This window comes from Streptococcus suis (genome assembly GCF_046032515.1).
Classification (GTDB): domain Bacteria; phylum Bacillota; class Bacilli; order Lactobacillales; family Streptococcaceae; genus Streptococcus; species Streptococcus suis_AL.
This window is the reverse complement of record NZ_JARQPJ010000026.1, coordinates 22087-34920: the sequence shown is the minus strand read 5'-3', so window position 1 is coordinate 34920 and position 12834 is coordinate 22087. Positions and strand designations below refer to the sequence as shown.

Below are 12834 nucleotides of genomic sequence, written 5' to 3'. Positions count from 1 at the left end.
CAGAAACGCCGAAATATCAATGTTTCTAAGAGTTTAATGACTTGCTATCTTTCGCAAACTTCTTCAATTTTTTATATATTTTTAGGAGTTTGTCTAGGTTTTGAAAGGTCCAGTGGACCTTTTTATCATGTTCTTTGCTATACAGGAAATGAATAATTGTCCTATTCAAAGGAAGAGGAGTTACAGGGACTTTTGGTTGAGAATAGGAAGAATGACTGGTATAATAGTTTGTCACTAAGGTATGAAATGAGGTTAATTGTGAGACGATTGGTGTTAAATATTGCAATGAGTTTAGATGGATTTATTGCACGTAAGGATGGAAGCTACGATTGGATTGAAGGACATGGTACCGATAAATACGATACGGTCTTACAGTTTGATAATCAAAAATTCTTTAACAACTGTGATACAGTTGTGATGGGGAGAAAATCATTAGAAGATTGTCCGTTGGAAATGATTGAAGGACATCAGGAAAAGCAATTTATCGTTGCGAGTCATACTGAGCAGACGGACTATGGTAATGTGCGTTTCGTAAGGGACGTCATCGGGGAGATTATGGAACTTCGCTCTCAAGAAGGTGGAGATATTTGGTTGTTTGGTGGGGCAAGTCTGGTTCAGGACTGTTTAGAGGCGGGAGTGATTGATCACCTTATTATTGGGATTATTCCTACTATTTTGGGTGACGGTATTCCACTTTTTGCCTCACTTTTGGAAGAAAAGAAATTGCTCTTGGTAGAGTCAACTGTCACAGATGGAATTGCTATGTTACGTTATGATATTAGAAAGTAAAAAAGGCGAGCTATTGCTCACCTTTTTTACTATTTTATATAATTAGTTTTTGACACCAGCTGCAATTTCTGGATTAGCAAAAGCATCGTCAATGATGTCTTTCAATTGTTTAGCAGAAGCTTGCATTTTTTGCAATTCAGCATCATTCAATGGGATGTTTACTGGACGAACAATACCGTGTGCACCGATGATAGCTGGTTGACCGATGAAGACATCTTCAACACCTTCGTATTGACCTGCTTGGTATACAGACAATGGAAGAACAGCATTTTCATCATCAAAGATTGCTTTAGTAATACGAGCAAGAGCAACACCGATACCGTAGTAAGTAGCACCTTTTTTGTTGATGATAGAGTAAGCTGCATCACGAACAGATACAAACAAGTCAACAAGACCTTGCTCATCGATATCGCGGTTATCTTGCAACCAGTCGTACAATTTCACACCAGCAACGTTGGCATGTGACCAAACTGCAAATTCTGAGTCACCGTGCTCACCCATGATGTAAGCGTGAACTGAACGTGCGTCGATACCGATTTTCTCAGCCAATGCTTGACGGAAACGAGCTGAGTCAAGAGAAGTACCAGAACCGATAACACGCTCTTTAGGGAAACCAGAGAATTTCCAAGTTGAGTAAGTCAATACGTCAACAGGGTTAGCAGCAACAAGGAAGATACCGTTGAAACCAGAGTTAACGATTTCTGTAACGATTTGTTGGTTGATACGAAGGTTTTTCTCTACCAATTCAAGGCGAGTTTCACCTGGTTTTTGTGGCAAACCAGCTGTCAATACAACCAAGTCTGCGTCATGAGCATCTGAATACTCAGCAGAGTAGATTTTTTTAGGGAATGTGAAGGCCAATGCGTGGCTCAAGTCTTCTGCATCACCTTGAGTACGGTCTTTGTTGATATCGATGATACCCAATTCTTGACCAATCCCTTGGTTAACAAGAGCATAAGCATAAGCAGAACCTACGGCACCGTCACCGACAAGGATTACTTTTTTGTGTTGTTTAGTTGCAGTCATTGCTAAACATCTCCTTAGTTTTATTTGGGGATGACTTCATCCCGAACATAATACATTCTAGCATGTTTTAAGCTTTTTGTCACTTGTGAAAGCGCCTTTGAAAATGTTTACATGCTAGTTTCCAACAAAGAAATTTATTCGCCAATATGGTATAATAGAAGCACAATGACTGTTGAAAGAGGCATATAATGCAAGATAAAAATTTAGTAACGGTTAATCTGACCAATGAGATGAAATCATCCTTCATCGACTATGCGATGAGTGTTATCGTTTCACGTGCTCTGCCTGATGTACGTGATGGTCTGAAGCCGGTTCATCGCCGTATTTTGTATGGGATGAATGAATTAGGAATTACACCAGATAAACCACATAAAAAATCAGCCCGTATCACAGGGGATGTTATGGGTAAATATCACCCGCATGGAGATAGTGCGATTTACGAAGCAATGGTTCGTATGGCACAATGGTGGAGCTACCGTCACATGTTAGTTGATGGTCACGGAAACTTTGGTTCCATGGATGGCGACGGAGCAGCCGCTCAGCGTTATACAGAAGCACGCATGAGCAAGATTGCGCTTGAAATGCTTCGTGATATTAACAAGAACACGGTAAATTTTGCAGATAACTATGACGCGAGTGAACGTGAGCCTGAGGTTTTACCTGCTCGTTTCCCTAACCTTCTGGTTAACGGAACGACTGGTATCGCCGTTGGTATGGCTACCAACATTCCTCCACACAACTTGGGTGAGACTATCGAGGCAGTTAAGCTGGTTATGGACAATCCCGAGGTAACAACACGTGAGATTATGGAAGTCTTGCCTGGACCAGATTTTCCGACAGGTGCCTTGGTTATGGGGAAATCTGGAATTCACCGTGCTTATGAAACTGGTAAAGGTTCAATAGTCCTCCGTTCTCGTACAGAGATTGAAGAGTATGGAAATGGTCGTGAACGCATTGTTGTTACAGAGTTTCCATATATGGTCAATAAGTCCAAGGTTCAAGAACATATTGTTAAATTAGTCCAAGAAAAACGTATTGAAGGAATCACTGCTGTTCGAGACGAATCCAACCGTGAGGGTGTACGATTTGTTATCGAAGTTCGTCGTGATGCTTCTGCTAACGTTATTTTGAATAACCTATTCAAGCAAACTCAGCTTCAGACCAATTTTAGTTTCAATATGTTGGCCATTCAAAACGGTGTGCCGAAAATTCTCTCTGTTCGTCAGATTTTAGAGTCTTATATTGAACACCAGAAGGAAGTCGTCACTCGTCGTACGCAATTTGATAAGGAAAAAGCAGAAGCGCGTGCTCATATCTTAGAAGGTTTGCTGATTGCTCTTGACCATATTGATGAAGTCATTCGCACAATCCGCAATTCAGAAACTGATGCTATTGCCCAGGCTGAATTGATGGAGAAATTTGACCTTTCTGAACGTCAGAGTCAGGCTATTCTTGATATGCGTCTCCGTCGCTTGACAGGCTTGGAACGTGATAAGATTCAGTCTGAATACGATGAACTGATTGCCTTGATTGCAGATTTGGCTGATATTTTGGCTAGACCAGAGCGTGTTGTAATCATTATCAAGGAAGAATTGGACGAGGTGAAACGCAAGTATGCAGACCCACGTCGTACAGAATTGATGGTCGGTGAAGTCCTTTCTCTTGAAGATGAGGATTTGATTGAGGAAACAGATGTCTTGATTACCCTGTCAAACCAAGGCTACATCAAGCGTTTGGCTCAGGATGAATTCCAAGCTCAGAAACGTGGAGGACGTGGGGTTCAAGGAACTGGTGTCAAGGATGATGACTTTGTACGTGAGTTGGTTTCAACCAGCACGCATGACAGACTTTTGTTCTTTACCAACAAAGGTCGAGTTTATCGCTTGAAAGGGTATGAAATCCCAGAGTATGGTCGTACGGCTAAAGGATTGCCGGTTGTCAACTTGCTCAAGTTGGAAGAAAATGAGTCCATTCAAACCATTATCAACGTGACTAAGGACCAGGAAGCAGATAGCTATCTTTTCTTTGCAACCCGTCAAGGTGTGGTCAAGCGGACTAGCGTTTCAGAATTTGCCAACATCCGTCAAAGTGGTCTTAAGGCCTTGAACTTGAAAGAAGATGACGAGCTGATTAACGTTTTCTTGACAAATGGCCAGGCAGATGTTATCATGGGGACCAAATTTGGCTATTCTGTTCGTTTTACAGAAACAGATGTTCGTAATATGGGTCGTACTGCGACTGGTGTTCGCGGTATTAAACTACGCGAGGGAGACCAGTTAGTTGGTGCGACCATGATTTCAGATGATCAGGAAGTTCTTGTCTTGACAGAAAAAGGTTTTGGTAAGCGTACCCCAGCCAGCGAGTACCCAACAAAAGGTCGTGGCGGTAAGGGAATTAAGACCCTTAAGGTTGCTGAGAAAAACGGTTCTCTGGCAGGTTTGACAACTGTATCTGGTGATGAAGACATTATGGTGATTACTGATACTGGTGTGATTATTCGTACAAGTGTTGCAAATATTTCACAAACAGGTCGTTCAACCATGGGTGTAAAAGTGATGCGCTTGAATGATGAAGCGAAAATCATGACCTTTGCCTTGGTAGATGCTGCCGAAATTAAAGAAGAAAAGGAATAAATAATCATGTCAAAACGTGAAAAAAAGAAGAAGCGTAAAGGTTCTTTTTGGCGCAATCTTTTAACAGTTGTATTGATACTGATTTCCCTAGCGTTGATATTCAACACCTCTATCCGTAATTTTATTATTGGCTGGAATACGAATAAATACCAGATTAGCAATGTTACGACAGAGGATATCGAAAAGAATAAACAGGCTGAAACAACATTTGATTTCGATCAGGTTCAGTCTATTTCTACAGAGGCTATTTTAGCAGCTCAGTGGGATGCCCAACGCTTACCTGTAATTGGTGGAATTGCGGTTCCCGAGCTTGGTATCAACCTTCCTATTTTTAAAGGGGTCTTCAATACTTCGCTCATGTATGGAGCTGGTACCATGAAGGAAAACCAAGAGATGGGGAAAGGAAATTATGCGTTGGCCAGCCACCATATTTTTGGTGTAACTGGTGCGGCAGATGTTCTCTTTTCACCGCTTGATCGTGCTAAGAACGGCATGAAAATCTATATTACTGACAAGACCAATGTTTACACCTACGTTATTGATAGTGTGGAAATTGTTTCGCCTGAAAGTGTCTATGTCATTGATGATGTAGAAGGACGTACAGAAGTTACCTTGGTAACATGTACGGACTATAATGCAACACAACGTATCATTGTAAAAGGAGTTCTTGAATCAACAACTCCATATAATGAAACTGCAAAAGACATCTTAGATTCCTTCAATAAGAGTTATAATCAGTATGATTATGGACAATAAAACATCTATATATTGGCTCTTTGTCAACTGTAGTGGGTAGATGAAAAGCTAACACCTAGAGAGGACGAAATGCGTTCTCTCTTTCCTTATGTTTAAAACACAGATAGATTCAAGCTGATTTAATGAAATCCAGCCGAACTATTTGTGTTTTTATTTTTATCTCTATTATCTTGGACTAATTTCTTATACTCAACTAATTTCAAAAACTGAAGTATAATAGAAACATGGAATTTACTAACGAAATGATTAAAGAGCTCAAAACAGCTCTAAAAGATAAAAACTTAGCACCTTATCACAAACGTATTCAAGCAGTATATCTCAGGGCTATCCATACTCCCTACAAATCCATTATGGATATGCTTGATGTCTCACATGATACGGTTTGGAGACTGACTAAGAAATATCAAGAACATGGCTTAACAGGGCTTACCTCAGATGCTAGAGGAGGTCGTCGCCACTCTTATATGACAGTTGAAGAAGAACAAGCCTTCTTGAGTGAGCAGTTAACTTCTGCTGTAAATGGAGAATTTGTAACTGTTGAATCCCTTTATAGAGCTTATCAAGATAAAATTGGTCGCACGACAACTAAAGATGGTTTCTACCAACTATTGAAACGTCATGGATGGGTCAAAGAATCAAAAGATTCTTTGAGACGGGAAATAAAGCTTACGCAGTAAGCAACAAAAGTTAGCCCCCGTCCAGAACATCCAAAGAAAGCAGACGCCAAACGATTCTGGCGTCTAAAAATAAAATCTTTGTACAAGGAAAAGCTGGGTAAGCGGTTTCTTGGACAAAATTCCTATAAGCAAACCCGTCTTCGCTTTCCAATTTCCGAGCTCAGGAAAAAGTCTGCTCCCAGCAGACTTTTTGTATCAAGATGAGGCAGGGGTTGGTTGGATTAGTAAACTAGGGGCATGTTGGAGCCCTAAAAAGCACCGTCCGAATATCTCAAGTCATCACATCCGCGAATTTCGTTACTGCTATGGTGCGGTAGATGCCCATACAGGTGAATCTTTCTTCATAATAGCTGGTGATAGCTGATGGTTGTAATACCGCTTGGGTGAATGAATTTTTACGACAATTATCAGAAGCTTATCCCAATGACTACATCATTTTAGTCATGAACAATGCAAATTGGCATAAATCTCAGACACTTGAAATTCCTGATAATATTGAATTTACATTCATACCACCATATACCCCAGAGATGAATCCCATTGAACAAGTTTGGGCAGAAATCCGGAAACGTGGCTTTAAGAACAGAGCCTTTCAAACATTGGAATCAGTCATTGATAAGCTCCAAGAAATCATTTGAGGGTTAAATAGTGAGAATCTAAAAAGTATTGTCCATAGAAAATGGGTTTGTCCAGATTTTGAAATTGAATGAGTATAAACCTAAGACTTCACCAAAGCGTAGACCTGTTTTTAATTGAAGATAGAGCAAGTAGTCAAGAATATTGTATTCCTTGTTTATGCTATATTTTCAAGTTGATAGAAGCTTATAGTAATCAACAGTACTTGTGATAGCTTTTTCAGTTTTGACTTTCCGACTAGCTTGTCCTGCGATGGTAACTCCGTCAGTAAAATCGGTAATGGAAAGTTTGTCTCGTTTAGCGAATTTTAATACTTTTCGTATTTCTGAATTTAGTCTTCTAACAGTATGGTTACATGCATTTTCTTCATGCGTTTGTCCTGCGGCGTGGGTTGAAAATTTGACAAAATGACGGGGGGGGGGTATACTGGTAGCATTGCTGTTAATAAAATGGAAGGATTAAAATGTGCAGAAAATATTAGTTACAGGTGGCTGTGGTTATATTGGTTCTCATACTTGCATAGCGTTACTTGAAGCAGGCTATGATGTTGTTGTGATTGATAACTTGATTAACTCCAGCAAGAAAAGTTTGGTGGCTATCGAAACAGTTACAGGAAAATCTTTAACATTTTACCAAGGTGATATTCGTGATAAGGGATTGTTGGAGAATATTTTCAAACAGGAACAGTATATAAGCTGTTATACATTTTGCAGGGCTAAAGGCTGTTGGAGAATCAGTTGAAATACCTTTGGAATATTATCAAAATAATGTGGCAGGAACGTTGACATTACTCGAGGTGATGCGACAGTACAATTGTAAAAAGATAATATTTAGTTCTTCAGCCACAGTGTACGGAGCTCCTGAGATAAATCCTATTCCAGAAGATGCAAAACTTTCTGTAACCAATCCATACGGTAGAACAAAAGTGATGCTTGAGAATATTTTGCGTGATTTGTACCACTCAGATCAGACTTGGAAGATAACCCTGTTAAGGTATTTTAATCCTATAGGTGCTCATCAGTCGGGATTACTAGGAGAAAGTCCACAAGACATCCCTAATAATTTGCTTCCCTATATCACACAGGTCGCTATTGGTCAGCTTCCCTATTCACATGTCTCGTGCTTTTATGTAAGAAAATTTTTTGCTAATCAAAGCAGTTTTTGAGACTAATGCCACTTCTCAGAGTTCGTGTCAACATCTCAGCGCAGTGGTTGATTGGCTTTAACAGTCCAGTGGACTGTTAAAGGTTGGAGATAGGATTTGTGAAACAAATCTCAGCAATTCGTGTTTTACACTCCAAATCTGACCTCTACGACTGTTGCGAACAGAGTTCGCTTCATTTCCAACCTCACAAGGTTCACTGAACCTTGTGAGCTGTGCGGGGGTGAGAAGATGAAAAAGGAGTTTTAGATAGAAGTGCTGAACTGTAAATGCAGGTTCTAAAAATAGTTTAAGGAGGAACATGGAGCCGTATTCGATTTTATTAGCGGTGTGGCGGGAAGATAATCCAGACCATTTTCGTGAGGCGATAGAAAGTATGCTTTCACAAACCTATCCAGCAGAGGAATGTATCATTGTAAAAGATGGACCTGTTCCAGCTATTTTACAAGATGTTATCAATGATTGCCGAAAAAAAATGCACAAATTCCCATTGTTGAAGTGGTTTTAGAGAAACATTCGGGACTGGCTACGGCTCTGATGGCTGGTTTATCAGTTGCTAAGACAGACTTGATTGCTCGTATGGATGCAGATGATGTCTCACGACAGGAGCGGTGCGAAAAGCAAGTGAGCTGTTTTGAAAGTGACCCTACGCTTTCGCTTGTAGGAAGTTATGTATCAGAATTTGAAGAAACGACTGGCGAATCACTGAGTATCCGAAAAGTTCCCTTGAATCACGAGGCGATTGTGAGTTTTTCGAAACGAAGAAATCCATTCAATCACTCAAGTGTCATGTTTCGCAAATCAGCGGTTGATGCAGTTGGTGGATATAATCCTACCATTCGCTACAATCAAGATTGGGATTTGTGGTTGCGGATGCTACATCATGGCTATCGTGCGGCCAATATCCCTGAGATTTTGCTTGACTTCCGCTTTAACCGCGATACCTTGAAAAGGCGGAAATCTTGGACGAGTCTCATGCAACTGATACGGTTGCGGTATGCTTCCTATCGACGGCAGGAGATGACAGCTTGGGATTTTCTATCGGTAAGTCTTCTTCACTTGATGATGGTGATTCTTCCTTTACGTGTACAAAGGGCATTTTATAAGTATATGCTACGAAGATAGAAAAGGAGTTTGTCGCTAGATGATAAGGAATGTCGGAAAATTTATGACTGTATTCAGACAGTCGCCGAGTATGGCTTTGTTTAAAGTTCTGACAAAGTTTGGGGCTGAAGAGGCCATAAAGCCATCTTCCTTTTTGGGAATGCAGCTTTCGCGTCTAAAGTGGCGAGTTCATTCACGTTTTTATGAGAAGACAGTTACTCGTCACTTGTCTCCGTTTTCTGCTTATTTAGAGAATGACAATACAGCTGACTCCCTAACACCAATCATCTGGACCTTGTGGTGGCAGGGTGAGTCGGAGCTTCCCGCAGTCTGTCGCCATGCGATTGAGAGTCAAAAACGCTTTGCACAGAAAAATGGCTACCAGCACATCCTCTTGACAAAGGATAATCTGGCTGATTATATAGCGATTCCAGAGATTTTGCTGGATAAGCTGGCACGGAAAAAGATGGCGTTTACCCCTTTTTCAAACTATGTTCGCTATGCTCTGCTTGCCCAGCATGGTGGCGTTTGGATGGATGCGACGCTTTATGTCACTGACCAATTAGACAGTCATTTGTTTGCAAATGATTTTTTTACCTTTCGACATCAGATTGAAAGTGTCAGAAACTATTATCTATATTGGATAGAGCAAGGGCGGTGGACTTCGTTTTGTTTTTCTGCAAAGAAGGGAAATCCTCATGTTTGCTATATTCGTGATTGTTTGCTTTATTATTTTAGTCAAGTAGATAATCCCATCAACTACACGATTGATTTATTCCAAGATATTCATTACCGGCTTCATCCTGAGTTTCGAGAGGTGATTGATTATCTGCCTATTGTTTCTGGGATTGAAAATAGAGATTTCGTGTCTGTTCATTTTAATGAACCATTTGATGAGAAGCGATGGCAAGAAGTGCTAGAGACAAGTCCCATAGTGAAATTTTCTTGGAAATTTTATCGTAAATCCATTCTCGATGGCAGTTATGCGGATATGATTTATCGTCCATTTTTTCCAAACGTAAAGGAGACCAATGAAGACTAAGCCTTTTTTCTCGATTGTCATGCCAGTCTATAATGCGGAGCTCTATTTAACTGAGGCGATTATGTCTGTTCTAGCTCAGACCTATCAGGATTTTGAGTTGATTTTGGTCAATGATGCCTCGACTGACCAGTCCGAGACGATTTGTCAGGAGTTTGTAGCTTTACATCAAAGAAAAGTCCGCCTCTACTCTCACAAAGAAAACAAGGGCTTGCTTCTGACACGTGCGACAGGCATGGCAGAGGTGCGAGGTCAGTATTGCCTATGTATGGATGCGGATGATGTCTTGAGAGCGGATTATTTAGAAATGGTTAGGCAAACGATTGATGAGACGCAGGCAGAGGCTGTGGTGATTAATTTTTCGATGGAGTCCGATTTTTCTATCAAGCGAAGAGATTTTAGTCCTTTTCTGAATCGTCAAATGACAGGTTTGGAAGTCATTGAAGAACTACTTCTGGAAAAGTCTCAGTTGACAACTGTATGGCAATTGGTGTTTAAGACTTCTTTTATACCTGATGAAGCTTTTTACCAGCAATTTGGGCACTTTGTTCGGAGTGTGGATCGGATAACCTTGCACCATATTTTGGCAAGGGTAGAAAGAGCGATTGTTTTAGATGAAGCTCTCTATTATTACCGTCAGGTAGAAACAAGTTTGAGCCATAGCTTCAATATAACTAACTTTGAAGTGTATGCCCAGACAGATTTGTATTTGTATGATAGTTATCATAAGAAATTTCCAGAAAAAATGGATGCATACTTGGTAAGGAGATTTCTCTGGTGTAGCAAAAAAGTGTTGCTAAAAAGTAAATCTTTCAAGGAAGTGTGTGATAGAGCAAGGGTGATTCGTCAGTCTCTCGTTTTTAGGAAGGTAATGGAAATAAAGAAAGACACGCAGTCACAGTATGACCGCCTATTTCTCTTACTCTTGAACTACCGAATCCTACATTTGCTTTTGGCTATCAATTGGTATAGAAAGCGTTTAAGGAGGTTATTATGAAGACCAATCCCTTTTTCTCGATTGTCATGCCAGTCTATAATGCGGAGCTCTATTTAACTGAGGCGATTATGTCTGTTCTAGCTCAGACCTATCAGGATTTTGAGCTGATCTTGGTCAATGATGCATCGACTGACCAGTCTGAGACGCTTTGTCAGGAGTTTGTCGCTTCGCATCAGGATAAAGTCCGCCTCTACTCTCATCCTGAAAACAAGGGCTTGCTTTTGACACGTGCGACAGGCATGGCAGAGGTGAGAGGTCAGTATTGCCTGTGCATGGATGCGGATGATGTCTTGAGAGCGGATTATTTAGAAATGGTTAGGCAAACGATTGATGAGACGCAGGCAGAGGCTGTGGTGATTAACTCTTCTCGTCGGATAGATTTTTCACAAAAGCCTGTTGATTACACTCCTTATGTTCATCGTCAGATGACTGGACCAGAGGTTGTGAAAGAGATGATACTGGCAAATCGTGTGCTAATGACCTTGTGGTGTACGGTCTTTCAGTCACGTTTTTTACCAGATGACCACTTTTTTGGGTCTTTTCAGCGATTAGTATGTGGTTCTGACTTAGTGACCATTGAAGCCATTTTTTCAAACATCCATCATGTTGTTGTTCTTGATGAGGCACTCTATTATTATCGATTTGTGCCAAGTAGCCTCAGTAACTCTTACACGGTAAAACATTTTGACTCCGTAGCCTTTTCAGATTGGTATTTTTATGAAAAATACGCGACAGATTTGCCAGTGGAGATGGCGGAACGTTTGATGAGACGTGTTTCTTGGTCAGGAAAACGATTACTGCTCTCAAGTCCTTTAAGTGATATATTAAAAAATACTCAGCATATCAAGGAATCTTTGTTTTTCAAGAGAGCGATAGCAGTTGGGAGTTCCGCAAAATTGCGTTTTAGTGATAAGGTATTCTTGTATCTTGTCGAGCATCGTTTTACACACCCAATGTTATTGTTGTATTTTCCATTGGGACGCATCAGAAAATGGTATCTGCAAAGGGAGGCTAGATGAATAAACCGTTTTTTTCTATTATCATGCCAATCTACAATGCTGAATCCTATCTGGTAGAGGCTTTGGATGCTGTTTTTGGACAGACCCTCCAAGACTTTGAATTGATAGCGGTTGATGATGGCTCACATGATAGCAGTGTGGCGATTGTCAAAGCGTTTCAGAAGCGGTATGAGAAGCAACTAACCTTGATTCAAAGTCCTCATCAGGGGTCATTAGTCGCACGTGCCATAGGAATAGAAAAGGCTAAAGGTGACTATATTCTCTGCATTGATGCAGATGATAAGATGAGACGTGACTATCTTGAGGGGGTCCTCCAGCGGATACAAAAGACTGGTGCTGATTTGGTATTGACTAATTATTCTATCTATGCTGATTTTTCCAACAAAGAACGCCCTTGCCTCTTTCCAACGGACGAGCTACTAGATTCGCAAGAAGTGTTGGATACCTTTTTTAGAAGAGGGTATCTGAGGACACTGTGGAGCAAAGTCTTTCACCGTTCCCTTTGTCCACCAGCTGGTTTTTACAAGGACTTGCCTGACTTTCGAACGGGTACGGATGCCGTTGTTTCTGCTTATGTGATTGATCATGCTCAGAGACCACTTTCTATTGACGAAGCCTATTATTTTTATCGTAAGGTTCCAAATAGTTTGAGTAACACTCTGGACGCAAATTTTTTTGATTCAAAAGTGGTACTAGAGCTTTATTTTCAAGAAAAGTACAAGGAACTTGGCGATGTTGTAAAAGTCAGTATGGTTCGTCGTATAAGTTGGTTTTCCACCCTCTACCTTCGAGCGGCGAAGAATTATCTTGATTTTTTGAAACGATTAAGGCATGTGCGTTCGTCTGCTGTCTTTCAGCAAAGCTTGGTCTATCTGAATTTTGACGAAGTCACTCGCTACCAACGTCGCTGGTTTACTGTTCATCGCTATCCCATCCTAGACCCGTTAGCATATGTTGTTCCCTATCTATTAAAAATTTGGAGAAGGTTATTTTGAA

10 protein-coding genes and 2 pseudogenes are annotated in these 12834 nt (G+C 40.6%); 11 read left to right on the top strand and 1 reads right to left on the bottom strand.

Annotation, left to right across the window (positions count from 1 at the left end):
• Window positions 1–258 precede the first annotated feature (258 nt).
• Window positions 259–789, top strand: coding sequence for a dihydrofolate reductase family protein (locus P7J49_RS10180; protein WP_043025703.1), 531 nt, complete (start codon window positions 259–261; stop codon window positions 787–789).
• Window positions 790–831: 42 nt separating this feature from the next.
• Here P7J49_RS10180 and P7J49_RS10175 read toward each other — a convergent pair whose 3' ends face one another.
• On the bottom strand, window positions 832–1815 hold the full coding sequence (locus tag P7J49_RS10175; RefSeq protein ID WP_029185147.1) for an L-lactate dehydrogenase: 984 nt from the start codon (window positions 1813–1815) through the stop codon (window positions 832–834).
• 188 nt (window positions 1816–2003) lie between these two features.
• On the opposite strand from P7J49_RS10175, the gene gyrA reads away from it, so the two are divergent.
• The 10 genes and pseudogenes from gyrA to P7J49_RS10125 all read left to right on the top strand — a co-directional run bounded on the left by gyrA (window position 2004) and on the right by P7J49_RS10125 (window position 12833).
• Entirely contained in the window at window positions 2004–4448 is a 2445-nt protein-coding gene (gene gyrA / locus P7J49_RS10170; RefSeq protein ID WP_408570616.1) for a DNA gyrase subunit A, read from the top strand.
• A 6-nt stretch (window positions 4449–4454) separates the two neighbouring features.
• On the top strand, window positions 4455–5204 hold the full coding sequence (locus P7J49_RS10165; protein ID WP_024385286.1) for a class A sortase: 750 nt from the start codon (window positions 4455–4457) through the stop codon (window positions 5202–5204).
• 224 nt (window positions 5205–5428) lie between these two features.
• Window positions 5429–6516, top strand: a pseudogene (locus P7J49_RS10160) (IS630 family transposase); the annotation flags it as partial.
• Window positions 6517–6982: 466 nt separating this feature from the next.
• Window positions 6983–7619, top strand: a pseudogene (gene galE, locus P7J49_RS10155) (UDP-glucose 4-epimerase GalE); the annotation flags it as partial.
• Between the two features lie 361 nt (window positions 7620–7980).
• Window positions 7981–8187 (top strand): hypothetical protein, encoded by a 207-nt coding sequence (locus P7J49_RS10150; protein ID WP_029186683.1) that lies wholly within the window; start codon window positions 7981–7983, stop codon window positions 8185–8187.
• Window positions 8142–8804: a glycosyltransferase gene (locus P7J49_RS10145; protein WP_408570615.1), complete on the top strand. Its 663-nt coding sequence runs from the start codon at window positions 8142–8144 to the stop codon at window positions 8802–8804. Before P7J49_RS10150 ends, P7J49_RS10145 begins: the two co-directional genes overlap by 46 nt.
• 70 nt (window positions 8805–8874) lie before the next feature.
• Window positions 8875–9825, top strand: a complete 951-nt coding sequence (locus tag P7J49_RS10140) for a capsular polysaccharide synthesis protein (RefSeq protein ID WP_408570614.1) — start codon at window positions 8875–8877, stop codon at window positions 9823–9825.
• Window positions 9815–10819 carry a glycosyltransferase family 2 protein gene (locus P7J49_RS10135; RefSeq protein WP_408570613.1) on the top strand — a complete coding sequence of 335 codons (1005 nt, stop codon included), beginning with the start codon at window positions 9815–9817 and terminating at the stop codon, window positions 10817–10819. The genes P7J49_RS10140 and P7J49_RS10135 overlap by 11 nt, the downstream gene beginning before the upstream one ends.
• On the top strand, window positions 10816–11838 hold the full coding sequence (locus P7J49_RS10130; RefSeq protein ID WP_408570612.1) for a glycosyltransferase family 2 protein: 1023 nt from the start codon (window positions 10816–10818) through the stop codon (window positions 11836–11838). The genes P7J49_RS10135 and P7J49_RS10130 overlap by 4 nt, the downstream gene beginning before the upstream one ends.
• The gene (locus tag P7J49_RS10125; protein WP_408570611.1) at window positions 11835–12833 is read left to right on the top strand and encodes a glycosyltransferase family 2 protein; all 999 of its coding nucleotides are present in this window, start codon (window positions 11835–11837) and stop codon (window positions 12831–12833) included. Before P7J49_RS10130 ends, P7J49_RS10125 begins: the two co-directional genes overlap by 4 nt.
• The last annotated feature ends 1 nt before the right edge of the window (window position 12834 follow it).

Coding starts and splice junctions, on each gene's coding strand:
- P7J49_RS10130 (WP_408570612.1), top strand. CDS start 10,816: ATGAAGACCAATCCCTTTTTCTCGATTGTCATGCCAGTCTATAATGCG.
- gyrA (WP_408570616.1), top strand. CDS start 2,004: ATGCAAGATAAAAATTTAGTAACGGTTAATCTGACCAATGAGATGAAA.
- P7J49_RS10165 (WP_024385286.1), top strand. CDS start 4,455: ATGTCAAAACGTGAAAAAAAGAAGAAGCGTAAAGGTTCTTTTTGGCGC.
- P7J49_RS10175 (WP_029185147.1), bottom strand. CDS start 1,815: ATGACTGCAACTAAACAACACAAAAAAGTAATCCTTGTCGGTGACGGT.
- P7J49_RS10140 (WP_408570614.1), top strand. CDS start 8,875: ATGGCTTTGTTTAAAGTTCTGACAAAGTTTGGGGCTGAAGAGGCCATA.
- P7J49_RS10135 (WP_408570613.1), top strand. CDS start 9,815: ATGAAGACTAAGCCTTTTTTCTCGATTGTCATGCCAGTCTATAATGCG.
- P7J49_RS10125 (WP_408570611.1), top strand. CDS start 11,835: ATGAATAAACCGTTTTTTTCTATTATCATGCCAATCTACAATGCTGAA.
- P7J49_RS10150 (WP_029186683.1), top strand. CDS start 7,981: ATGGAGCCGTATTCGATTTTATTAGCGGTGTGGCGGGAAGATAATCCA.